Source organism: Sphingomonas sp. GW821-FHT10F11, from assembly GCF_058809095.1.
In genome coordinates, this window is record NZ_JBXASH010000002.1 from 320,738 (window position 1) to 342,717 (window position 21,980).

22 protein-coding genes are annotated in these 21,980 nt (G+C 66.8%); 17 read left to right on the forward strand and 5 right to left on the reverse strand.

Features of this window, described 5'->3' with window-relative positions; translation table 11 throughout:
• The first annotated feature begins 176 nt into the window (after positions 1–176).
• From AC1RT8_RS07800 to AC1RT8_RS07855, 12 genes are all read left to right on the forward strand, one after another.
• Positions 177–962 (forward strand): succinate dehydrogenase iron-sulfur subunit, encoded by a 786-nt coding sequence (locus tag AC1RT8_RS07800; protein ID WP_493075041.1) that lies wholly within the window; start codon positions 177–179, stop codon positions 960–962.
• A 10-nt stretch (positions 963–972) separates the two neighbouring features.
• Positions 973–1,452: a PaaI family thioesterase gene (locus tag AC1RT8_RS07805; protein ID WP_493075042.1), complete on the forward strand. Its 480-nt coding sequence runs from the start codon at positions 973–975 to the stop codon at positions 1,450–1,452.
• 4 nt (positions 1,453–1,456) lie between these two features.
• Positions 1,457–2,569, forward strand: coding sequence for a cell division protein ZapE (gene zapE, locus AC1RT8_RS07810; protein ID WP_493075043.1), 1,113 nt, complete (start codon positions 1,457–1,459; stop codon positions 2,567–2,569).
• A 58-nt stretch (positions 2,570–2,627) separates the two neighbouring features.
• A complete protein-coding gene (locus tag AC1RT8_RS07815; RefSeq protein WP_493075044.1) occupies positions 2,628–2,954 on the forward strand; it encodes a YbjQ family protein in 327 nt (108 codons plus the stop codon).
• Complete coding sequence (locus AC1RT8_RS07820) at positions 2,951–3,250, forward strand: hypothetical protein (protein WP_493075045.1); 300 nt, start codon at positions 2,951–2,953, stop codon at positions 3,248–3,250. The genes AC1RT8_RS07815 and AC1RT8_RS07820 overlap by 4 nt, the downstream gene beginning before the upstream one ends.
• Before the next feature lie 134 nt (positions 3,251–3,384).
• The gene (mdh, locus tag AC1RT8_RS07825; protein ID WP_493075046.1) at positions 3,385–4,347 is read left to right on the forward strand and encodes a malate dehydrogenase; all 963 of its coding nucleotides are present in this window, start codon (positions 3,385–3,387) and stop codon (positions 4,345–4,347) included.
• 74 nt (positions 4,348–4,421) lie between these two features.
• On the forward strand, positions 4,422–4,718 hold the full coding sequence (locus AC1RT8_RS07830) for a GIY-YIG nuclease family protein (protein ID WP_493075047.1): 297 nt from the start codon (positions 4,422–4,424) through the stop codon (positions 4,716–4,718).
• A gap of 50 nt (positions 4,719–4,768) precedes the next feature.
• Complete coding sequence (sucD, locus tag AC1RT8_RS07835; protein ID WP_493075048.1) at positions 4,769–5,653, forward strand: succinate--CoA ligase subunit alpha; 885 nt, start codon at positions 4,769–4,771, stop codon at positions 5,651–5,653.
• A 61-nt stretch (positions 5,654–5,714) separates the two neighbouring features.
• The gene (locus tag AC1RT8_RS07840) at positions 5,715–8,651 is read left to right on the forward strand and encodes a 2-oxoglutarate dehydrogenase E1 component (RefSeq protein WP_493075049.1); all 2,937 of its coding nucleotides are present in this window, start codon (positions 5,715–5,717) and stop codon (positions 8,649–8,651) included.
• A gap of 30 nt (positions 8,652–8,681) precedes the next feature.
• Positions 8,682–9,908 carry a 2-oxoglutarate dehydrogenase complex dihydrolipoyllysine-residue succinyltransferase gene (odhB, locus tag AC1RT8_RS07845; protein WP_493075050.1) on the forward strand — a complete coding sequence of 409 codons (1,227 nt, stop codon included), beginning with the start codon at positions 8,682–8,684 and terminating at the stop codon, positions 9,906–9,908.
• A 79-nt stretch (positions 9,909–9,987) separates the two neighbouring features.
• The gene (gene lpdA / locus AC1RT8_RS07850) at positions 9,988–11,379 is read left to right on the forward strand and encodes a dihydrolipoyl dehydrogenase (protein WP_493075051.1); all 1,392 of its coding nucleotides are present in this window, start codon (positions 9,988–9,990) and stop codon (positions 11,377–11,379) included.
• A 13-nt stretch (positions 11,380–11,392) separates the two neighbouring features.
• Positions 11,393–11,818: a hypothetical protein gene (locus AC1RT8_RS07855; RefSeq protein ID WP_493075052.1), complete on the forward strand. Its 426-nt coding sequence runs from the start codon at positions 11,393–11,395 to the stop codon at positions 11,816–11,818.
• Here AC1RT8_RS07855 and AC1RT8_RS07860 read toward each other — a convergent pair.
• A complete protein-coding gene (locus AC1RT8_RS07860; protein ID WP_493075053.1) occupies positions 11,815–12,492 on the reverse strand; it encodes a YoaK family protein in 678 nt (225 codons plus the stop codon). The genes AC1RT8_RS07855 and AC1RT8_RS07860 overlap by 4 nt on opposite strands.
• A gap of 76 nt (positions 12,493–12,568) precedes the next feature.
• Between AC1RT8_RS07860 and AC1RT8_RS07865 the strand changes: the two genes are divergently transcribed.
• Positions 12,569–13,201: a trimeric intracellular cation channel family protein gene (locus AC1RT8_RS07865; protein ID WP_493075054.1), complete on the forward strand. Its 633-nt coding sequence runs from the start codon at positions 12,569–12,571 to the stop codon at positions 13,199–13,201.
• Positions 13,202–13,204: 3 nt separating this feature from the next.
• Here the strand turns inward: AC1RT8_RS07865 and AC1RT8_RS07870 are convergent, their stop codons facing one another.
• The 4 genes from AC1RT8_RS07870 to AC1RT8_RS07885 all read right to left on the reverse strand — a co-directional run bounded on the left by AC1RT8_RS07870 (position 13,205) and on the right by AC1RT8_RS07885 (position 18,170).
• Positions 13,205–14,581 carry a glycoside hydrolase family 47 protein gene (locus AC1RT8_RS07870; RefSeq protein ID WP_493075055.1) on the reverse strand — a complete coding sequence of 459 codons (1,377 nt, stop codon included), beginning with the start codon at positions 14,579–14,581 and terminating at the stop codon, positions 13,205–13,207.
• Between the two features lie 70 nt (positions 14,582–14,651).
• Positions 14,652–16,415 (reverse strand): hypothetical protein, encoded by a 1,764-nt coding sequence (locus AC1RT8_RS07875; protein ID WP_493075056.1) that lies wholly within the window; start codon positions 16,413–16,415, stop codon positions 14,652–14,654.
• 100 nt (positions 16,416–16,515) lie between these two features.
• Positions 16,516–17,664 (reverse strand): lipase family protein, encoded by a 1,149-nt coding sequence (locus tag AC1RT8_RS07880; protein WP_493075057.1) that lies wholly within the window; start codon positions 17,662–17,664, stop codon positions 16,516–16,518.
• A 20-nt stretch (positions 17,665–17,684) separates the two neighbouring features.
• Positions 17,685–18,170: a beta/gamma crystallin-related protein gene (locus tag AC1RT8_RS07885; RefSeq protein WP_493075058.1), complete on the reverse strand. Its 486-nt coding sequence runs from the start codon at positions 18,168–18,170 to the stop codon at positions 17,685–17,687.
• Between the two features lie 231 nt (positions 18,171–18,401).
• On the opposite strand from AC1RT8_RS07885, the gene AC1RT8_RS07890 reads away from it, so the two are divergent.
• The 4 genes from AC1RT8_RS07890 to AC1RT8_RS07905 all read left to right on the forward strand — a co-directional run bounded on the left by AC1RT8_RS07890 (position 18,402) and on the right by AC1RT8_RS07905 (position 21,911).
• A complete protein-coding gene (locus AC1RT8_RS07890; RefSeq protein ID WP_493075059.1) occupies positions 18,402–19,466 on the forward strand; it encodes a sensor histidine kinase in 1,065 nt (354 codons plus the stop codon).
• A complete protein-coding gene (locus AC1RT8_RS07895) occupies positions 19,463–20,203 on the forward strand; it encodes a LytR/AlgR family response regulator transcription factor (protein ID WP_493075060.1) in 741 nt (246 codons plus the stop codon). Before AC1RT8_RS07890 ends, AC1RT8_RS07895 begins: the two co-directional genes overlap by 4 nt.
• A gap of 99 nt (positions 20,204–20,302) precedes the next feature.
• Positions 20,303–21,385 (forward strand): alpha/beta hydrolase-fold protein, encoded by a 1,083-nt coding sequence (locus AC1RT8_RS07900; RefSeq protein WP_493075061.1) that lies wholly within the window; start codon positions 20,303–20,305, stop codon positions 21,383–21,385.
• Positions 21,375–21,911, forward strand: coding sequence for a DUF6265 family protein (locus tag AC1RT8_RS07905; protein ID WP_493075062.1), 537 nt, complete (start codon positions 21,375–21,377; stop codon positions 21,909–21,911). Before AC1RT8_RS07900 ends, AC1RT8_RS07905 begins: the two co-directional genes overlap by 11 nt.
• The last annotated feature ends 69 nt before the right edge of the window (positions 21,912–21,980 follow it).

The following is a 21,980-nucleotide window of genomic DNA, read 5'->3' on the forward strand; positions in this document are numbered from 1 at the left end:
TGCCCTGTTCGTTCATATCCTGGACTTCGCCCTACGATTCTTGTCCGGCGCTCGCAACGCCTGCAACAATGCATGTTCCTGGATCATGGAGCGCGCCAAAGGGTTGCACGCGCGCGCCGAAAGGCATAGCCGCTTTCCGCGACGCACCATTTCGTTTCCGCCGGAGACTTTCAGGCATGGCCGAATTCAGACTGCCCCCGAACAGCCGACCCAAAAAGGGCGGCAAGGTCCACAAGGCAGCCGCTGACGCGAAGCGGGTCAAGAATTTCAAGATCTACCGCTACGATCCCGATGCGAACGAGAACCCGCATTATGACACGTTCGAGATCGATCTCGATTCCTGCGGCCCCATGGTGCTCGACGCGCTGATCAAGATGAAGTCGGAGCAGGACAGCTCGCTGACCTTCCGCCGTTCCTGCCGCGAGGGCATTTGCGGCTCCTGCTCGATGAACATCGACGGCAAGAACGGCCTCGCCTGCACCACCGCGATCGAGGACGTGAAGGGCGATATCCGCATCACGCCGCTGCCGCATATGGAAGTGATCAAGGACCTCGTTCCCGATTTCACGCATTTCTATGCGCAATATTCCTCGATCAAGCCGTGGCTGCAGACCGTCACCCCGCCGCCCTCGGGCAAGGAGCGGCTCCAGTCGCCGGCGGACCGCGAGAAGCTGGACGGCCTGTACGAGTGCATCCTGTGCGCCTGCTGCTCGACCGCCTGCCCGAGCTATTGGTGGAATTCGGACAAATTCCTCGGCCCGGCGATCCTGTTGCAGGCCTATCGCTGGCTCGCCGACAGCCGCGACGAGATGACCGGCGAGCGACTCGACGAGCTGGAGGATCCGTTCCGCCTCTATCGCTGCCACACGATCATGAATTGCGCGAATGTCTGCCCCAAGGGTCTCAACCCGGCCAAGGCGATCGCCGAGATCAAGAAGATGGAAGCAGAGCGAGTCGTCTGAGGCTCGCCGCGTGACCGAACCAAGCCCACCCGCTACCTTCCTCTTCGAGGAGCATCCGGATCATCCCGGCTGGATGCGGTGGGGCTTCACCGATCCGTCGCGCTACAACAGCTTTCTCGGTCCCATGATGGTGCGGGTCGATAACGGCATCGCGCGCGTCCGCATGACGCCGGAACGGCGCCATTCCAATCTGCGCGACAGCGTGCATGGCGGTGCGATGCTCGGCTTCATCGATGTCGCGCTGTTCGCCGCGTCGCGTAGCTTCGGCCTGATCACCGCTGGCTCGGCGGTCACGCTTGACCTGTCGACTCAGTTCATCGGCGGCGGCCGCATCGGCGACCCGCTGGAGGCGCAGGTCGAACTGCTGCGCGAGACCGGGCGGCTCCTGTTCCTGCGCGGGCTGGTTGTGCAGGACGAGGAGAAGGTCGCGAGCTTCTCCGCCACGATCCGCAAGTCGGCCCGGGTCGCCGCGCCACCGGCCGAGGTCTGAGAATTTGCCCAACGTCCTTGCCCGCTACGAAGCGCTGATCGCCGCGGGCGAGTTGAAGCCCGATCCCGAACAGGCCGAAGCCGCCCGCCGGCTCGACGCGCTGGCGACGGAGCTCGAAGCGGCGCCCAAGCGCGGCTCGATCCTCTGGCGCGCTCTGGGCAAGCGCCCCGATGCCCCGGCCGGCATCTATCTCTGGGGCGGGGTCGGGCGCGGCAAGTCGATGCTGATGGACCTGTTCTTCGGCTGCGTGAACATGCGGCGCAAACGGCGCATCCACTTCCTCGAATTCATGCTCGACGTCCATGCGCGGCTACGCGTCGAACGCGAGAAGGAGGTCGGCGATCCGATCCTCCCCGTCGCCGCCGCGATCGCCGAGGAAGTGAAGGTCCTCTGCTTCGACGAGATCATGGTCACCAACAGCCCCGACGCGATGATCCTGTCGCGGCTGTTCACCGAACTGCTGCGCCAGGGCGTCACGGTGGTGATGACCTCCAACCGCCCGCCGACCGATCTCTACAAGGACGGGCTCAACCGCGAGCATTTCCTGCCCTTCATCGAGCTGATCGAGACGAAGATGCAGGTGCTCGCGCTCAACGGCCCGATCGATTACCGCCGCGACCGGCTCGGCCAGGTCGAGACCTGGCTGGTGCCGAACGGCTCCGAGGCGACCGCGCAGCTCTCCGCCGCCTTTTTCCGCCTGACCGATTATCCGCCCGAGGACCGCGACCATGTGCCGTCCGAGGAGCTGCCGGTCGGCGGCGGGCGCACCCTGCATGTGCCCAAGAGCCTGAAGGGCGTCGCCGTCTTCTCGTTCAAGCGGTTGTGCGGCGAGGCGCGGGGCTCGGCCGATTATCTCGCGGTCGCGCGGCGCTTCCACACCGTCATCCTGGTCGGCATCCCGCGGCTCGGGCCGGAGAACCGCAACGAGGCCGCGCGCTTCGTCCAGCTGATCGACGCATTGTACGAGCACAAGGTGAAGCTGCTCGCCGCTGCCGATGCGCCGCCGGGCGAGCTGTACGAAAAGGGCGACGGCCGTTTCGAGTTCGAGCGCACGATCAGCCGGCTCGAGGAAATGCGGTCCGACGAGTATCTCGAACTGGGCCACGGCGCGAACTGACCCTCGCCATCGCCCGGCCGCCTGTTATCATGTCGTGTCAGGTCATGGAGGGAATGCGATGCTCGTCACCACCACCGAGAATGTCCCGGGCCATAGTGTGCGCAAGACGCTCGGCCAGGCGTTCGGCGTCGTCGTCCGCAGCCGCGGCATCGGCGGCAATATCACCGCCAGCCTGCGCTCGATCGTTGGCGGCGAGATCCCCGAATATACCCGCCTGGTCGAGGACACGCGGCGCCACGCGATCGACCGTCTCGTCGCCAACGCGGCGTTGATGGGCGCGAACGCCGTCGTGATGATGCGCTTCGATTCGGGCGAGATCGCCCAGGCGATGAACGAGGTGGTCGCGTACGGCACCGCCGTCATCCTCGATCCCGCACCCGAATGATGCTGCGCACCTTCGTCCTGGTGATCGCGATGCTGCTGTTCACCGCAGCGGTGATCGGCGCGGTGATCGATCCGGCGGTGTGGCCGACCCTGATCGCGGCGACGTTCGTGCTCGCCGGCATCGTGTTCGAACGGCGGCGGTATGGTGCGTCGCAAGCGAAACCGATCGAGGGCGGCTGGCGAGAGACGCCCGAGCGTTTCGTCGACGATGCGAGCGGCCGACCCGTAACGGTCTGGTATAATGACGCTACTGGCGAGCGCCGTTACGTCGATCCTGAGGGCAATCCACCTGCTTAAATGCACTTGCGAATTAATTGCAATAAGGTGGCGAAAATATAGGGTTTTAGCGGTTGCCCCTGTAGCAAAACGCGCCTAAGCCGCCGCGCAGTTTCGCCGCGCGCGCGGCTTTATCATTGCCGAAAGGACGAGGAATGGCCCGCAAGAAGATCGCGTTGATCGGTGCCGGTAACATCGGCGGCACGCTTGCTCATCTCGCAGCACTGAAGGGCCTGGGCGACATCGTCCTGTTCGACGTGGTCGAAGGCGTGCCCCAGGGCAAGGCGCTGGATCTCAGCCAGTGCTCGCCCGTGGAAGGCTTCGACGCCAAGATCGTCGGCACGAACGATTATGCCGACATAAAGGGCGCGGACGTCATCATCGTCACCGCCGGCGTCGCCCGCAAGCCGGGCATGAGCCGCGACGACCTGCTCGGCATCAACCTGAAGGTCATGAAGGCCGTGGGCGAGGGCATTGCCGCCAACGCGCCCGACGCCTTCGTCATCTGCATCACCAACCCGCTCGACGCGATGGTCTGGGCGCTGCGCGAATTCTCGGGCCTGCCGCACCAGAAGGTCGTCGGCATGGCCGGCGTGCTCGACAGCTCGCGCTTCAGCCATTTCCTTGCCGAAGAGTTCAAGGTTTCGGTCAAGGACGTCACGTCCTTCGTGCTCGGCGGCCACGGCGACACCATGGTCCCGGTGATCAGCTATTCGACCGTGTCGGGCATCCCGGTTCCGGACCTGATCGAGATGGGCTTCTCCACCCAGGAGCGCATCGACGCGATCGTCGCGCGCACCCGTTCGGGCGGCGGCGAGATCGTCGCGCTGCTCAAGACCGGCTCGGCCTATTACGCGCCGGCCACCTCCGCGATCTCGATGGCGGAAGCCTATCTCTACGATCAGAAGCGCCTGCTGCCCGCGGCGGTCCACCTGACCGGCCAGTACGGTGTCGACAATCTCTATGTCGGCGTGCCGGTGATCATCGGCGCCGGCGGCGTCGAGAAGGTCGTCGAGATCAAGCTCGATGCCGAGGCCAAGAAGAATCTCGACGTCTCGGTCGAGGCGGTCAAGGAATTGCTGGTCGCGTGCAAGGCTATTGACAGCTCGCTGGCGTAAAACCTCTTGTGCCCCCGCGAAGGCGGGGGCCCAGGCTGGGTCTCCGCCTTCGCGGGGATCCAGGGAGGCGCAGGGTGCGCGAGGAGAAACCGGGCTTCGTCTACATCATGGCGAAGCAGAAAAACGGAACGATCTATATTGGTGTAACCAGCGACTTACCTGCCCGCGCGTATCAACATCGCAACGGCTTGGTCGAGGGCTTCACCAAGAAATACGACTGCAAATTGCTGGTCTGGTACGAGGCTCACGATACGATCGAAGGAGCCAGACACCGCGAATTGCAGCTGAAGAAATGGAATCGGCAGTGGAAGCTGCGAGAGATTGAAACGATGAATCCGGACTGGGACGATCTGTTCGAGTCTTTGTTTTAGGTCTGGGCTCCCGCCTTCGCGGGAGCACGGCAAGCGGGAACGAGAAAAATATGGCAATCCTCGTCGACAAGAACACCAAGGTCATCACCCAGGGGATGACCGGTGAAACCGGCACGTTCCACACCCAGCAGGCGCTGGCTTACGGCACGCAGATGGTCGGCGGCGTGACGCCGGGCAAGGGCGGCACCGAGCATATCGGCCTGCCGGTCTACGACACCGTCGCCGAGGCCGTCGCGAAGACCGGTGCGACCGCATCCGTCATCTATGTCCCGCCGCCCTTCGCGGCCGACTCGATCCTCGAGGCGATCGACGCCGAAGTGCCGCTGATCGTGACCATCACGGAGGGCATTCCGGTGCTCGACATGGTCAAGGTGAAGCGCGCGCTCAGCGGTTCCAAGTCGCGCCTGATCGGCCCGAACTGCCCGGGCGTCCTCACCCCCGGCGAGTGCAAGATCGGCATCATGCCCGGCAGCATCTTCAAGAAGGGTTCGGTCGGCGTTGTAAGCCGCTCCGGCACGCTTACCTATGAAGCCGTCTTCCAGACGTCGAATGCGGGCCTTGGCCAGACGACCGCAGTCGGCATCGGTGGCGATCCGGTCAACGGCACGAACTTCATCGACGTGCTCGAGCTCTTTCTCGCTGATCCCGAGACTCAGTCGATCATCATGATCGGCGAGATCGGCGGCTCGGCGGAAGAGGAAGCGGCGCAGTTCCTCCGCGACGAGGCGAAGCGCGGCCGCAAGAAGCCGATGGCCGGCTTCATCGCCGGCCGCACGGCGCCTCCGGGCCGCCGCATGGGCCATGCCGGTGCGATCGTTTCGGGCGGCCAGGGCGGCGCCGAGGACAAGATCGCGGCGATGGAAGCGGCAGGGATCAAGGTGGCGGACAGCCCGTCCGAACTGGGCACGACGCTGCTGTCGGTGTTGAAGGGTTAACCAGGCCCCGTGCGGGGCCAACGCGGCATCACCTCCCCAGGGATGCGCCGAGGAACAGCCAATGGGCTACGAAGGCCAGGATTTCGCTGACATCGCCGGGGGCGTGAGCCCGGCGTTCATCGACGCGCTGTACGCGCGCTACAAAGTGTCTCCGGACAGTGTCGAGCCGGGCTGGCGCGGTTTCTTCGAAGGCCTGGAAGGCAATGCGACCGGCCCGAGCTGGAACCAGACCAACTGGCCGTTGAGTTCGACCGACGATCTGACCGCGGCGCTCGACCCGACCCAGATGGAGCCGGCGCCCAAGCCTGCCAAGGGCGGCGTCAAGCCTGCCGCTGCGCCGGCCGCCGCCGCGCCCTCGCAGGACGACATCGTCCGTGCCGCCGCGGATTCGATCCGCGCGATGCTCTTGATCCGTACCTATCGTGTGCGCGGCCATCTTGCCGCCAATCTCGACCCGCTTGGCCTCTCCAAACGCGAGATGCCGGCCGATCTCACGACCGAATATCACGGCTTCTCCAACGACGATATCGACCGGCCGGTCTATCTCGGCGGCACGCTCGGCCTGCAATGGGCGACGGTGCGCGAGATCGTCGACATCCTGCGCGCGAATTACTGCGGCAATGTCGGCCTCGAATATATGCACATTTCCGATGTGGATGAGCGCCGCTTCCTGCAGGACCGCATGGAAGGCAAGGACAAGGTCATCGAGTTTTCGCCGCTCGGCAAGAAGGCGATCCTCAACAAGGTGATCGAGGCCGAGCAGTGGGAGAAATTCTGCGGCCGCAAATATGTCGGGACCAAGCGGTTCGGGCTCGACGGCGGCGAGAGCATGATCCCCGCGCTGGAAAGCGTCATCAAATATGGCGGCCAGTTCGGCGTGCGCGAGATCGTGTTCGGCATGGCGCATCGCGGCCGGCTGAACGTGCTGTCCAACGTGATGGCCAAGCCGTTCCGCATCATCTTCCACGAATTCGGCGGCGGCTCCGACAATCCCGATGATGTGGCCGGTTCGGGCGACGTGAAATACCATCTCGGCACCTCGACCGACCGCGAGTTCGACGGGATCAGCGTCCATATGTCGCTGGTCGCCAACCCCTCGCATCTCGAGGCGGAGGATCCGGTCGTGTTGGGCAAGGTCCGTGCGATCCAGACGATCGCCGGCGACCTGAAGGAGCACAAGGCCTCGCTCCCGGTGCTGATCCATGGCGACGCGGCGTTCGCGGGCCAGGGCATCGTCTGGGAATGCCTCGGCTTCTCAGGCATCCGCGGCTACAATACCGGCGGCTGCATCCATTTCGTCATCAACAACCAGATCGGCTTCACGACCAGCCCGCAATTCGCGCGCTCCTCGCCCTATCCGTCGGATGTGGCGAAGGGCGTCCAGGCGCCGATCTTCCACGTCAATGGCGACGATCCCGAAGCCGTGACCTTCGCCACCAAGATGGCGATCGAGTTCCGCCAGCGCTTCCACCGCGACATCGTGATCGACATGTGGTGCTATCGCCGCTTCGGCCATAACGAAGGCGACGAGCCGAGCTTCACCCAGCCGCTGATGTACGACCGCATTCGCGCGCATCCGCCGGTCAGCGAAGTCTATGGCGCGAAGCTGATCGAACAGGGCGTGATCGACCGCGCGTGGATCGACGACAATATCGCGACCTTCACCACCTTGCTCGAAGGCGAGTTCGAGGCAGGCGCGAGCTACAAGCCCAACAAGGCTGACTGGTTCGCCGGCCGCTGGTCCGGCCTGCACGCGCCGGCCGATGCCGAAAGCGCGCGCCGCAACGTCGAGACCGGGATCGAACCCAAGCTGTTCGACTCGCTTGGCCGCACGCTGACCACGGTCCCCGACAATCTGACCATCCACAAGACGCTCGGCCGCGTGATCGATGCCAAGCGCGAGATGTTCAAGACGGGCAGTAATTTCGACTGGGCGACCGGCGAGGCGCTCGCTTATGGCTCGCTGCTCTCGGAAGGCTATGGCGTCCGCCTGTCGGGCCAGGATTCGGGCCGCGGCACCTTCTCGCAGCGTCACGCCGTGTGGATCGACCAGAAGGACGAGCACAAATATCTGCCGCTCGCGCAGATCGAGCATGGCCGGTTCGAGGTGCTGGACAGCCCGTTGAGCGAATATGGCGTGCTCGGTTTCGAATATGGCTATGCACTGGCCGATCCGAAGACGCTGGTGCTGTGGGAGGCGCAGTTCGGCGACTTCATGAACGGCGCGCAGATCATGATCGACCAGTTCATCGCGTCGGGCGAGGCCAAATGGCTGCGCGCCAACGGCCTGGTGATGCTGCTGCCGCATGGATACGAAGGCCAGGGGCCTGAGCATAGCTCGGCGCGTGTCGAGCGTTTCCTGCAGCTGTGCGCGCAGGACAATATGCAGGTCGCCAACTGCACCACGCCGGCGAATTATTTCCACCTGCTGCGCCGGCAGATGCATCGCAGCTTCCGCAAGCCGCTGATCATCTTCACGCCCAAGTCGCTGCTGCGCCACAAGCTGGCCGTGTCCAAGGCGTCGGACTTCCAGGGCGACAGTCACTTCATGCGGCTGCTGTCCGATCCGGCGGCACCGGCCGATGCCGAAGTGAAGCGCCTCGTGCTGTGCACCGGCAAGGTCGCCTATGACCTGATGGAGGCACGCGACGCGGCGGGCGACAGGAACACCGCGATCGTCCGTGTCGAGCAGCTTTACCCCTTCCCGGGGGAACCTCTGGTCGCGCGCCTGAAGAAGATGGCCAATCTCGAAGAGGTGGTCTGGGCGCAGGAAGAGCCGAAGAACAACGGCGCCTGGAGCTTCGTCGAGCCGTTCATCGAGGAATGCCTCATCGAAGCCGGGGCGAAGGTGACGCGGGCGCATTATTCCGGCCGTGCCGCCTCGGCATCGCCGGCGACCGGCCTGATGAAGCGGCACCAGATGGAACAGGCCGCGCTCGTCGCCGACGCGCTCGGCCACAATGTCCGCGAAGAAATCCGCCGCACGCGCAAATCATAAGACCGCTCCGGCGGTACCGAGGAAGATACGATGGCAACCGAAGTCAAAGTGCCCGTGCTGGGCGAATCGATCACCGAGGCAACGCTCGGCGAGTGGCTGAAGCAGCCCGGCGATGCCGTGGCGGCCGATGAACCGATCGCCAGCCTTGAAACCGACAAGGTCTCGGTAGAGGTGCCGTCCCCCGTCGCGGGCATCATGGGCCAGCAGGCCGTGAAGGTCGGCGATACCGTCCAGGTCGGCGCGATGATCGCGACGATCGACGCGGGCTCGGGCGCTCCCGCCGCCGCACCCCAGGCAGCGCAGCCTGCCGCGGCTGCTCCCGCACCCGCCACGTCGGCGCCGGCTGACGATGGTCCGGCCGCGCTGTCTCCTTCGGTGCGCCGCGCCGTGCTCGAACACGGTGTCGATCCGGCGACGGTCAAGGGCACCGGCAAGGACGGCCGCATCACCAAGGACGATGTCGTCGCCGCCGCTTCGGCAGCGCCGGCGCCCGCTCCGGCTGCCGCAGCAGCCCCCGCAGAGCCGCAGGTCGCCCCGTCGGTCGCTGCCTCGACCAGCCGCAAGGAAGAGCGCGTGCGTATGACGCGCCTGCGCCAGACGATCGCGAAGCGTCTCAAGGAAGCGCAGAATACCGCGGCGATGCTGACCACCTTCAACGACGTCGACATGACGGCGGTGATCGAGGCGCGGACGAAGTACAAGGACCTGTTCGAGAAGAAGCACGGCGTCCGCCTCGGCTTCATGGGCTTCTTCGCCAAGGCCGCGTGCCTTGCGCTGAAGGACGTGCCCAGCGTCAACGCGTCGATCGAGGGCGACGAGATCGTCTATCACGATTATGCCGACATCTCGGTCGCGGTGTCGGGCCCGGGCGGCCTCGTCGTGCCCGTCGTGCGCGATGCCGACCAGCTGTCGGTCGCGCAGATCGAGCGCACCATCGGCGACTTCGGCAAGCGCGCCAAGGACGGCACCTTGAAAATGGAAGAGATGAAAGGCGGCACCTTCACCATCTCGAACGGTGGCGTGTTCGGCTCGCTGATGTCGACCCCGATCATCAACCCGCCCCAGGCCGCGGTGCTCGGTCTTCACCGCATCGAGGACCGCCCGGTCGTCCGCGACGGCCAGGTCGTGGTCCGCCCGATGATGTACCTCGCGCTCAGCTACGACCACCGCCTGATCGACGGCCGCGAGGCCGTGACGTTCCTCGTTGCGCTCAAGAATGCGATCGAGGATCCCACTCGTATCCTGATCGACCTCTAACCATATACTGCTTGCGCTCCCGCAAAGGCGGGGGTCGGGTCTGGATCCCTGCCTCCGCGGGGGTACGTAAAGGTGCCACATGGCTGACTATGATTTCGACGTCCTGGTAATCGGCTCCGGCCCGGGCGGCTATGTCGCCGCGATCCGCGCCGCGCAGCTTGGGCTCAAGACCGGCTGCGTCGAGGGTCGCGAGACGCTGGGCGGCACCTGCCTCAATGTCGGCTGCATCCCGTCCAAGGCGATGCTCCACGCGTCCGATCTCTATGACGAGGCAGTCTCCGGCCGGCTCGCCAAGCTCGGCGTGAAGGTGGAAACCAGCCTCGATCTCGACACGATGCATGGCCAGCGCAAGGATGCGGTCAAGCAGCTCACCGGCGGCATCGAGTTCCTGTTCAAGAAGAACAAGATCGAATGGCTGAAGGGCTATGCGAGCTTCACCGGCAAGGACAGCGTCAAGGTCGGCGACCGCGAAGTCCGCGCGAAGAATATTATCATCGCCACCGGCTCCTCGGTCACCCCGCTGCCCGGCGTGACGATCGACCAGAAGATCGTGGTGGATTCGACCGGCGCGCTCGAACTGCCGTCGGTGCCGAAGCATCTCGTGGTGATCGGCGGCGGCGTGATCGGGCTCGAGCTCGGTTCGGTCTGGCGGCGCCTCGGGGCGAAGGTCACTGTCGTCGAGTTCCTCGACCAGATCCTGCCCGGCTTCGACGGAGAGGTCCGCAAGGAAGCCAACAAGATCATGAAGAAGCAGGGGCTGGAATTCCGCCTCTCGACCAAGGTCACCGGCGTGACCGTCAATGGCGACACTGCGACGCTCACCCTCGAGCCCGCCGCAGGCGGCGAAGCAACGAGGCTGGAGGCCGATGCGGTGCTCGTGTCGATCGGCCGCCGCCCCAACACCGAGGGCCTCGGCCTCGACAGGGCGGGCCTCGCCACCAACCAGCGCGGCCAGGTCGAGACCGATCACCGTTTCAAGACCTCGGTCGACGGCATCTGGGCGATCGGCGACGTGATTCCCGGCCCGATGCTCGCGCACAAGGCCGAGGATGAGGGCATCGCGGTCGCCGAGAACATCGCCGGCCTCACCGGCATCGTGAACCATGATGTGATCCCGAGCGTGGTCTATACGAACCCCGAGATCGCGGGCGTGGGCCTGACCGAGGAAGTCGCGAAGGAACGCGGCGAGGTGAAGGTCGGCAAATTCCCGATGATCGCCAATTCGCGCGCCAAGACCAACCACGAGCCCGACGGCTTCGTGAAGGTGATCGCGGACGCGAAGACCGATCGCGTGCTCGGCGTCTGGGTCATCGCCTCGGTCGGCGGCACGATGATCGCCCAGGCTGCGCAGGCCATGGAGTTCGGCGCGACCTCCGAGGACATCGCCTATACCTGCCACGCCCATCCGACGCATTCGGAAGCGATCAAGGAAGCCGCGATGGCAGTGCTGGGCAAGCCGATCCACATCTGACGGGTTGCGCGGTGTGAAGGATCAGATCGAGTTCGAGCTCCCGACACAGTCGACTTGCCAATGCTGCGGCGATGTCACCACCCATCTGGTCCGCTTCGTCAGCCGTGACGGAGCGGCCCTTGCGGTATATTTTGCGGACTATTCGGAAGGGCATGATTTCGTCAGCGTACTGGTCGGATTTGGCGATTGGGCTGATGACGCAACACCGGACGATCGACTGGCTTTTGCCTTTCGTATCTGGACTGCCGAGAATAGCTATCAGGTCGGCCTGGTCGATGCGGCGGAAGCGATGTACCCGACGTCCTATCTCGGCCGCATCCTCGATCGGGATGAAGCTCTCGGCCATGCCCTGAAGTCCGAGGTGTTCGACCTCAGCGATCATATCGTGGCCTGCGATGAGCCGGTGATCGCGTTCCTCAATCGCAAAGCCGCTGCTTAAACCGCTCGCACGCCCCATGGCCCGGCCGGCTCCGCGCCGCGCGCCATCACCGCGACCACGACCGTCAGCAGCGCCGCCGCGCCGGTCGCCAGCCACAGCGCGCCGGCGTCGAACGCGCCGTAGCAGCGCGCGCCCATCACCACGCCGCTGACGAAGCCGAGCCACAGCAACAGATACCGTACCCAGGTCCAGCGATCCGCATCGCCCATCAGCGCGCCGGCAAGGCGTTGCGCCATGCGGACCAGCGACCCGGTCATATAGGTCAGGCCGATGCTCACCTCGCCGTCGCGCAGGAACAGGCCGTTCTCGGCGCCCATCGCCGCGGCGAGCAGCAGCAGTGCCTTGGTGTTCGGCTCGAAATGCATGATCGTCGCGGCAAGGCCGAGCAGAAGGGTCACCGCGATCATCACCGCCGCCTGGGCGTGCTTTGCCCAGCGCCGCGCGATCACCGTTGCGATCATCACCCCGCTGACGAAGCTCAGCAGCAGCGCACCGGCCATGCGCACCTCGTCGTACCGCTCGGTCGCGACGGCGACGCCCAGCCGCGTCGTGTTTCCGCTCATGAACGAGGCGAAGAAGCCGCCAAGGCTCGAATAGGCAAGGGCATCGACGAAACCGGCGAGTGCGGCAAGGCAGATGGCAAGGGCGATCATCGACGGTCGATAGCGTTGCATGACACCGCTATGTCGCAGCGCGCGGCGAGTTTCCAGCCGCCTTTGCGCGGAACCGCCGCCGGCGATAGAACGCGCCATGCTTCCCCACGCACCCTGGCAATTCGGATCGATCCTTCCCTGGCTCGACCTGTTCGGCATCGCGGTCTTCGCGACCACCGGTGCGCTCGCCGCGACCCGGCGCGGCCAGACCCTGGTCACCGCCGCCTTTTTCGCGCTGGTGACCGGTGTCGGCGGCGGATCGGTCCGCGATCTGCTGATCGGTGCGCCGGTCTTCTGGGTGCATGATCCGCTGGTCGCCGCGATCTGCCTCGCGGTCGCCGGGCTGGTCTGGATCACGCCCCAGGCCTGGTGGAAGGACAAGGCGCTCGATTGGCTCGATGCGGTCGGCCTCGCCGCTTATGCGGTGTTCGGTGCGGCCAAGGCACTTGCCTTTGGCGTTCCGCCCGTGCCGGCCGCGCTGATGGGGGTGATGACCGCCTGTGTCGGCGGCATCATCCGCGACGTGCTGGCGGGCGAGCCGTCGATCCTGATGCGCCCCGAACTCTATGTGACGGCGGCGGCCCTTTCCGCCGGGCTGCATGTCGCGCTGGTTGCGCTGGGCTTTCCGGCTTTTGCAGCGGCGGTAGTGGCAGCAACGGCGGGGTTCGGCCTGCGTGCTGCGGCGATCCATTGGAGGCTCGCCCTGCCGAGCTATCGCGGGCGGCGCTGAGACCTAGCGTTTCAACCCCTTGAACACATTGCCCTCGGTCGACAGATAATTGTCGCGGTAATCGAAGCGCGGGCAATCGCTGAAGATCAGCCAGTAATATTTCATCTGCTCGGACCACCAGTAACCGGGACAGGCATCGTTCCAGGCGCCGGGTGTGGTGACGTCGCTCAGGCCGGAATAGCCGTGCGCGACCTTGCTCGTCCGCTTCATGTTCAGAAAGTGCGTGCGGGCGACGTGCCGCCAATGCTCGTCACGGTCGTGCAGCCAGAGTGTGAAGGCTGAATCGGCCAGTTCGGGGCGCAGCGCATTGCCTTTCGACCTGATTGACCAGTCGCCGGGGTCGAACGCCTCGGGCAGCACGCCGAACCGGTCCTGCGCCTTCTCCCAGCCGCGCATCGCCGCTCTGGCTTCCCCGGGCTTGCCGCCCTCGCGCAGCAGCCCGGGATAGAAAGCGGAAAGCTCGCTCTGCACCAGGTCGAGCCTTTCGCCCGTCTCGAAATCCACATTGGCGAACCACAGATCGCCCGTGGTCCGGTCGGTGAGATGTGCCAGGATCGCGGCGGTGCAGCTTCGATAGGCGTCGCGCAGGCGCTTGTCCCCGGTCAGCACCCATGTGTCCCACAGATATTCGAAATAGCTGTCGGTCGGCGGCCCGATCGTGGCGATGCGCGTTGTCCAGGCACCGGTCGTCACGTCGATCGTATCGGCGAGCAGCCCGATCTTCGACCGTTTCCCATACAGCGTCAGCATCGCGTTCACTGCTGCCTCGCCGAAACGCTTGTCTCCGGTCAGCTTCGACAGCGTGACGAATTCCGGCGCGAGCCCGCCGCCGATCTCGGCGGGGAAGCTCAGCGGATCACGGGTCCTGCCGGTGTGGAGATTGACGTAGCGCATCGGCATGCCCGTCGGCGTGTCGAACGCCGGCATCATCCGCGTCGCGAGATCATGCGCCAGCTCGAGCAGCTTTGCCTCGCCGGTCGCGAGATGGCCCGAGAGCAGCCCGCCGACCAGCCGGATCGTCGCCTCGAACACTTGCGCATCGCCGTCGAGATCGAAGCGCAGCGATTGCTTGATCCAGCGCACGCCATCCTCGAGCTCGGCATCGAGCCCCATCAGCCACAGCGTGTCCAGTGCCTCGACGATCGACAGGCCGACGGTCTGGCCAGGGATCAGGAAGGACTTGCTGGTGCCGGAGACGGGCCTGATCTCGTCCTGGCCCCAGGCCTGTTTGCGGTACTCGGCCCAGGCCCAGGCCATCTCGGCGCGGACGTCCTGCGCCAGGGCGCGCCAGTCCACCCGCTCGGTTCGCGCGAGAGCGGGCTCGGCGGCCAGCGCCGCGGAGGCGGCGGCGCTGGCCAGAAAATAGCGACGATCGATCAAGCTTCACCCCCCGATATGCAAGGGCCGCCATCTCTACACCGTCACAAGCCTCCTTCAACAGCGTCTGGTGTCAGCGATTGCCATGGCCCTTGTCGTGGCCTTGCCCCGGCTGGGGGCGCTGCGCAGCGGCGCGCTGTTCACGCTGTTGTTGCTGCTGCGCCGCCTGCTGTTGAGCCTGCGCCGCACGTTGCTGCGCCTGTTGCTGCTGCGCCTGCTGGCGTTGCTGCACCTGCTGCTGCTGGGCGGCGCGCTGTTGTGACCGCTGCTGCTCGGCCTGCTGACGCTGCGCTTCGCGCTGCTGCCGCATCTGTTGACCACGCTGTTCGGCGGCGCGCTGCTGGACCTGTTGCTGTTGAGCGGCCCGTTGCTGCGCACGCTGCTGTTCGGCCTGTTGGCGCTGCGCCTCGCGCTGCTGCCGCACCTGCTGGCCGCGCTGTTCGGCGGCGCGCTGCTGGACCTGTTGCTGTTGAGCGGCCCGTTGCTGCGCGCGCTGCTGATCGGCCTGCTGGCGCTGGGCCTCGCGCTGCTGCCGCACCTGCTGGCCGCGCTGTTCGGCGACACGCTGCTGTGCCTGCTGCTGAGCGGTCCGTTGCTGGGCACGCTGCTGCTCGACCTGCTGACGTTGCGCCTCGCGCTGCTGGCGCATCTGCTGGCCGCGCTGCTCGGCGGCGCGTTGGGGCTCCAGGACATGTTCGCGCCGGGCCCGTTCGCGCAGCGCGGCCTGTTGTTGCAGCCGCTCCTGCACCGAGCGTTGCTGGTCCACCGCGGCCCGCTGACCGGCCGCATCGCGCCGGGCATCGGCCTGCGCGCGCTGAGTCTCACGCATCTGCGCCTGCACTGCCTGTTGCTGCTGGCGGTCCTGGGCGACGCGGTCCTGCCCCGCCTGGCGCTGGGCCTGGCGCTGCAGATCGGCCGCGCGCTGTGCCTGCTGGCGCGCTTGCTCGATCGGCCGGGCGCCGCGGCTGCGGTCGGCCGGCACATAGAGCTGCGGCGGCGGGCCGGCGCGGCCTTCGCGCTGCCACGACGCGAAGCGCTGCGCCGCCCGCTCGCGGACGATCCGCTCGGGCTGGAGACGGCGGCTTTCCTCGGTCGCATGGCGCTGACGATAGGCCTGCCAGTCCGGCACGCGGTCACGCGCCTCGCGCCAGTCGGTACGGGCCGCCGCGATCACCGGACGGCGCGCCGCCCATTGCGTCGCCACCACGCCACGGCGCTCGCGTTCCCGCGCTGCCATGCGCAACGCGCGAGCCCGGGCGTAATAGCGGGAGGCGGCTTCCGCCTGGCGCTGCGCTTCGGCCGCCGCCAGATAATTGCCCCGCCGGTCATAGACGGTCGCGATCCGGCCGTCGCGATAGCCGTAGCTGTAATAGGGGTCGCGCACGAGATACGGATAGTCGGCGCCGGGCTCGTAATAATAATAGCGATAGCCGTCGTCGATTGGCTCGGCATAGGTCAGATAGTCGCCGCCGGTCTCCCAGACCCAGGGTTCGACGCCGTCATAGTCGAAATAATAATCGGGCGGCGCGTCGCCGATCGTGTCGCTGATCCAGTCGGCCCGGTCGATCCAGGCATAACGATCGTCATAAGGCGCTTCGGCATAGCCAAGCGGCCGTGCCGCCGGCAGCGCGGTTGCGCGCGGCGCATAGCGGACGGGCGTCGCCGGGCCCTCGGCCAGCGGCTGGACCTCGGGCAGCGGCGGCAGCGTGGCAAGCGCCTGCGCGTTCATGGGATCGTCGACGCTGGCCTGGCGGTTTTGCTGTCCGCAGGCGGCGAGCGCGAGGGCGAGCGCCGTCGCGCTGGCAAGCCTCAGCGAGATTCTTGTCTTTCCGGCCATGGCGAATGCTCCTCTGGCTGTTGAAGCTGCAGAGGTGACACAACGCGCCTGAACTGGCTCTGGACCCTCGGTTCATCGCAGGTCTTGGTTCAGGGAGCGGCTAGAAACGCCCGCAATCGCTGGGCGCGGGCGCGCCGGCGAAGCGCCCGCCGATCCAGTCGAGCGTGGCGGTGGCGCTGTCCGCGGCGCTCGTCACATGCCCGCCCGGCGTTGCCATCGTCATGTAGCGGACGCGAACCCCGCGCGTGCACAGCCGGCGGGCAAAAGCATGGGTGACGCTCGGCGAGACGATCACGTCCTTGCTGTTCTGCGCGATGAACAGCGGTCCCCCCGGCGCGCGCTGCCCGGCGCTGTTCTCCCGCGCGATCCGCGCCCAGGGCTGGATCTTGCCGAGGTCGACGCCGCGCAGGTCGCGGCGCAAGGCCAGAATGCCGATCACCGTGCCCAGCTTCGGCTTCTTGCCGATCGTCAGGCAGTTCTGCGCCAGCCGCCCGATCAGTCGTGCCGTCGCCGGCCGGCCGATGGTCGACAGGGGAATGCGGAAATGGCGCGACCAGCTGTCGGCGGTGAAGGCGGTCAGGAACGCGCGCACCGACGGGTCGGCCCCGCCTGTCAGGTTCGCGACCAGATCGGTCGGCGGCGCGGCGGCGGCGATGCCGACCAGCTTCAGCTCCGGGGCATAGTCGCGCGCCAGTTCACCCGCGAAGAGCGCGGCATGCGCACCTTGCGATTCACCCCATGCGGCGAAGGACTGGCCGGCACCCGCGCCGCCCACCTGGCGCGCGGCACGGACCGAATCCAGCACCGAATGCGCCGCACTCGCGCCGACCAGATAGGGGTGGGGTTGGGGCGTGCCGAGCCCGGCATAATCGGTCGCGACAAAGACGTAACCCCGCGCAAGCGCCGCGTTCAGCCCGGGCGTGGCGCCGAAGAAATTGCCGGTCGACGGCGCGCATTTCTCGACGACGCCCCAGGTGCCATGCGCCCAGGCGATGACCGGGCGCCCGCCGGCGGGCGCTGCGCCGCGCGGCGAGACGACCACGCCGGTCACTTCCTCCCGCGCGCCGCTGTCGCTGCGCGAGACATAACGGATGCGCCATGCCTCGGCGCCCGCCGGCGCGCCCGACATCGGTTCGGCCGAGATCAGCGTTCCCGGCGCCTGCGGGCCGGCCCGCTGCGGAACGGCGGCGACGGGCGTCAGGGCCAGGGTCGCCGCGCAGCCTGCCTGCATGATCCTGCGCACCGTCATCACCGTGTCTCCCGTTCCGATCAGCGCCCCAGATACCGGATGGACGAAATCTGCCAGCCCAACCCATAACGCGACAGGTTCGGCACGCGGCCCGTCACCACCTTGCACCGGCCGCGATAATTGGCGTTCTCGCAGACCTGCCAGCGCCCGCCGGCGACGAGGCTCAGCGCCCGGTCGTTCATGCCGGCGGCGCGCAGGTTGCGCACGTCATGGGTGAACACCCGGCCACGGCCGAGCATCGCATGGAGCGGATAGAGCGTCAGCCGATGCTGGACGATCGGCGGCTGGATCGGGCGCGGCGGCACCGGCGGCCGCGGCGGTTGCGGGCGCGGAGGGCGCGGCGGTTCCGGCCTGGGTGGCCGCGGCGGCTTGGGCGGGCGGGGTGGCCGGGGCTTGGGCGGCTGGATCTGCGGGCCGCCATTGCCGCCCTGGACCTGCCCGATGGCGGGCGATGTCAGCGTCAGGGCGGCGGCCAGCGCGCCCCCGATCCAGCGTTGCAGGCTCATCGGCACCATCCCCACTGTTTTCGATGGCGCTGGCTTCCCATGATTTTCGCCGCCCGGCTAGCCGGATAGAACCGGGATTGGCGCTACCTGCGCGGTGCGGCGTGCGCTGAGCAAGCCAGGCCGTGCCTCGTCTCGGGCCAGCCGTTTCTCGCTTGTCCGAACATGGGCTCCGCATGCCGGCCGGGAATCGCGTCTATCCAGCGGCGCTGCGCTCAGGCATGATCCCGCCAGATGGCCATGCGCAGGGGACAGACTCTCATCCGGTTCGCCGGCATCTGGGCCATCTGGCTCGTCGTCGCGCTGATCACGTCGGTGCAGACCTATGTCGCCGGTCTCACGGCCGGGACGCCGCAGCCATGGCTGCCTGCCTTCGGCAACGGAGTCGCGTGGTATTCGGCCTGGGCTGTCCTGACGCCGTTGGTGGTGGCGGTGGCGCGGCATTTCGCGGACGATCGGCGCGTGCCCTTGCTGCTTGCCGTCCATCTCGGCGCGGGTCTCGGCGTCGCGGTGCTGCATTCGGTGCTCTACGCTTCGCTCAACGCGATGATCTACGGCAATGCGCCCTGGGCGCCGTGGAGCAAGGATCTGTTGCTGCTCAAGCTGACCAGCAGCATCCATGTGCAGCTGATGATCTATGCGATCATCGTCGGGATCGTGCTGGGTGCGCGCGCCTATCGCACACTGCGCGACCGCGAGGTCGCCGCCGCCCTGCTCGAGGCGCGGCTCGCCGAGGCGGAGACGGCTGCCCTGCGGGCGCAGCTTCAGCCGCATTTCCTGTTCAACACGCTCAACGCGATCTCCGCCCTGGTCCCCGACGATCCGGTGACGGCGCAGAGGCTGATCGCGCGCCTCGGCGATCTGCTGCGGCTGTCGATCGACCAGCACCGGGCGCAGCGCAGCCCGCTCGCCGATGAGTTGGATTTCACGGATACCTATCTCGCGATCGAGGAGGCGCGGCTGGGGGAGCGGTTGCGCGTCGTTCGTCGCATCGCGAACGAGGCGCTGCCGGTGCCGGTGCCGGCGCTGCTGCTCCAGCCGCTGGTGGAGAATGCGGTACGCCACGGCATCGCCCCGCTGGTGACCGGCGGCACCTTGACGATCGAGGCCGACCTGGCGGGCGACAGGCTATTGCTGGTGGTGGCGGATGACGGAAAGGGCGCGGGGAAGGTCGTCGAGCGTGTCGGGCTGGGCAATGCCCGCCTGCGCCTGCAGCAGCTCTATGGGGCCGATCAATCGCTTGAGGTCGAAACCGCGCCGGGGCGCGGTTTCCGCGTCACGATCATGGTACCGCGATGATCCGCACGCTGATCGTGGATGACGAGCCGCTCGCCCGCCGCGCCGTGCGCGCGCCGCTCGAGGCGCATGGCGCGTTCACGGTGGTGGCGGAGGCGGGGCATGGTCGGGCGGCGGTGGACTCAATCGGCGCGCTGCGCCCGGATCTCGTGTTCCTCGACGTCCAGATGCCGGAAATGAGCGGTTTCGACGTAGTCGAGGCGGTCGGCGTCGAAGCGATGCCGCTGACGGTGTTCGTCACCGCATTCGATGCGCATGCGGTGCGGGCGTTCGAGGTACAGGCGCTCGACTATCTGCTCAAGCCGTTCGACGATCTGCGGTTCGGGCGCGTGCTGGAACGCGTACGCCGGCAGCTTGCCGAGGGCGGGGACCGGGGCGAAAGGTTGCGATCGATCGTCGCGACGCTTGGCGATCCGCCCCGGCTGGTGGCGCGGTCGCACGGCAGCATCAGGTTGATCCCGCTCGACCAGGTCGACTGGATCGCGGCGGCGGGCGACTATGCCGAGGTCAATGCCGGCGGCCGGGCATCGCTTCTCAACGAATCCCTGGCGTCGCTTGAGGCGCGGCTTCCCGCCGATGCGTTCGCCCGGATCCATCGTTCGGCGATCGTCCGCCTCGACCGGCTGGCGGAGGTCCGCCCCGGCGCGCATGGCGATGCCATGGTGCGGCTGTCCTGCGGTACCGAGCTGCGCCTCAGCCGCCGGTATCGCGAAGCGGTCGACCGCTATCTGACGCGCTGATCCCGTCCGGCGACGCCATGGTCCCGCCCGGCGACGGCGCCTTGCCCGGCGCGTGCTCGTCCCGCCCAGTGCGGTACGTCGCCAACCGGGAGGATGCCCATGCGCCGCGCTATATCGCTCTGTCTTGCCCTGGTTCTGCTCGCCTTGCCCCTGGCCGCGCGAGCGCAGAGCCGGCTGGTCACCGCGCAACTGACCTCTGCCAGCCTGGCCGGGAACAAGGCCGGTATTTCCCCGCTCCGCAACGTCACCGTCTATCTGCCGCCGCATTACGGGCAGGGCGACCGGCGCTTCCCGGTGCTCTATTTCCTCAACAGCTTCTTCGAGGACCAGGCGGAGCCGTTCGCCAGCCACGATGCGCGGGGGCTGCTCGACCGGGCGATCGGCGCGGGCGTGATCGGCGACGTGATCATGGTGACGGCCGACTTCACGACGCCCGCCGGCAGCTCCTGGTATGTGAATTCGCCCGTCACCGGGAAGTGGGACGACTTCATGGTGCGCGAGCTGGTCCCCTATGTCGACGCGACCTATCGCACCCTCGCCGTGCGGGAATCGCGGGGCGTGGTGGGGGACGGGGTCGGCGGCTATGGCGCGATCCGGTTCGGCATGTTCCATCCGGATCTGTTCGGAGCGGTCTATGCGATGCAGCCGGTGGGTAGCGGATCGGGCGTCCAGCCGTCCTGGAGCCGGCCGGATTTCGACCTGCTCGCCCGCGCCCGGTCGATCGACGATCTCGGCAATGATGGCTTTTCGCGGATCTTCACGTCGATCTACCAGGCCTTTTCGCCTGACGCGGATCGGCCGCCCCTCTATTTTGATCCGCCGGTGCGGCGCGTGGATGGGCATATGGTGGTCGACAGCGCGGTCATGGCCCGGTTCCACCAGCGCTTCGGCCTGATCGATCTGCTCCCGGCCCATGCCGACAATCTGAAGACGCTGCGTGGTCTCAAGCTCGATTGGGGCCGCGCCGACCCGATCTTCGACCATATCCATGGCAACCAGGCATTCGCCCACGGGCTCGACGAATTCGGCGTGCGCCATGAGGCCGAGGAGCATGCCGGGGGCTTCCGTGATCGGCATTGGGGCGAGGATGGGCGAGTCCGTACCGATGTGCTGCCGTTCTTCGCTCGGTATCTGCAGTTCGCACCGGCGCCCGGGATCGGGGAGCAAGATCATGCGGAATGAAGACGCGTTGCGCATCCTGTGCGGCCTGGCCGCGTTGTTGGTTCTGACTGGCCCGGCCTGTGCCCGGGCAGCAGAGCCTCGCGCGATGATCAGGCTCGCCGCGCAGGGGCAGGCGTCGCTGCCCGCCAGGATCGCCGACCTGGCGTGGATCGAGGGCCATTGGCTCGGCGACATGCCGGAAGGACCGGTCGAGCATGTCATCCTGGGCGCCGCCTTCGGCCATATGCCCAGCTTCGTCCGGGCGCTGAGTCCGCAAGGTCCGGTCTTCTACGAGATCAGCGTGTTCGTCGAAGTCGGCAATTCGCTCGCGGTCCGGGTCAAGCATTTCACCCCGTTGCTCGCCGGGTGGGAGGCGAGGGACGGCTATATCGACAGGTCGCTCGTCGGCCGTGACGGCGACACCTTCTATTTCGACGGCATCACCTTCGCCCGGACCGGCACTGACAGCTTCACCGTCTATTTCCTCGATCGCTTGGACGGCAAGGAGCGCGCGACGCTGGTGATTCCGTTCCGGCGCAAGACCTGAGGAGCCAGGGCTGCCGGCCATCGGCGACCATGCCCGTATGGGATCGCGTGCAGGAGGCGTCAGGCCGCG

Bases quoted from the DNA above. Each gene is read 5' to 3' on its own strand.
- AC1RT8_RS07800 (WP_493075041.1), top strand. From the start codon at position 177: ATGGCCGAATTCAGACTGCCCCCGAACAGCCGACCCAAAAAGGGCGGC.
- AC1RT8_RS07815 (WP_493075044.1), top strand. From the start codon at position 2,628: ATGCTCGTCACCACCACCGAGAATGTCCCGGGCCATAGTGTGCGCAAG.
- AC1RT8_RS07820 (WP_493075045.1), top strand. From the start codon at position 2,951: ATGATGCTGCGCACCTTCGTCCTGGTGATCGCGATGCTGCTGTTCACC.
- mdh (WP_493075046.1), top strand. From the start codon at position 3,385: ATGGCCCGCAAGAAGATCGCGTTGATCGGTGCCGGTAACATCGGCGGC.
- sucD (WP_493075048.1), top strand. From the start codon at position 4,769: ATGGCAATCCTCGTCGACAAGAACACCAAGGTCATCACCCAGGGGATG.
- AC1RT8_RS07840 (WP_493075049.1), top strand. From the start codon at position 5,715: ATGGGCTACGAAGGCCAGGATTTCGCTGACATCGCCGGGGGCGTGAGC.
- odhB (WP_493075050.1), top strand. From the start codon at position 8,682: ATGGCAACCGAAGTCAAAGTGCCCGTGCTGGGCGAATCGATCACCGAG.
- lpdA (WP_493075051.1), top strand. From the start codon at position 9,988: ATGGCTGACTATGATTTCGACGTCCTGGTAATCGGCTCCGGCCCGGGC.
- AC1RT8_RS07860 (WP_493075053.1), bottom strand. From the start codon at position 12,492: ATGCAACGCTATCGACCGTCGATGATCGCCCTTGCCATCTGCCTTGCC.
- AC1RT8_RS07865 (WP_493075054.1), top strand. From the start codon at position 12,569: ATGCTTCCCCACGCACCCTGGCAATTCGGATCGATCCTTCCCTGGCTC.
- AC1RT8_RS07875 (WP_493075056.1), bottom strand. From the start codon at position 16,415: ATGGCCGGAAAGACAAGAATCTCGCTGAGGCTTGCCAGCGCGACGGCG.
- AC1RT8_RS07880 (WP_493075057.1), bottom strand. From the start codon at position 17,664: ATGACGGTGCGCAGGATCATGCAGGCAGGCTGCGCGGCGACCCTGGCC.
- AC1RT8_RS07885 (WP_493075058.1), bottom strand. From the start codon at position 18,170: ATGAGCCTGCAACGCTGGATCGGGGGCGCGCTGGCCGCCGCCCTGACG.
- AC1RT8_RS07890 (WP_493075059.1), top strand. From the start codon at position 18,402: ATGGCCATGCGCAGGGGACAGACTCTCATCCGGTTCGCCGGCATCTGG.
- AC1RT8_RS07895 (WP_493075060.1), top strand. From the start codon at position 19,463: ATGATCCGCACGCTGATCGTGGATGACGAGCCGCTCGCCCGCCGCGCC.
- AC1RT8_RS07900 (WP_493075061.1), top strand. From the start codon at position 20,303: ATGCGCCGCGCTATATCGCTCTGTCTTGCCCTGGTTCTGCTCGCCTTG.
- AC1RT8_RS07905 (WP_493075062.1), top strand. From the start codon at position 21,375: ATGCGGAATGAAGACGCGTTGCGCATCCTGTGCGGCCTGGCCGCGTTG.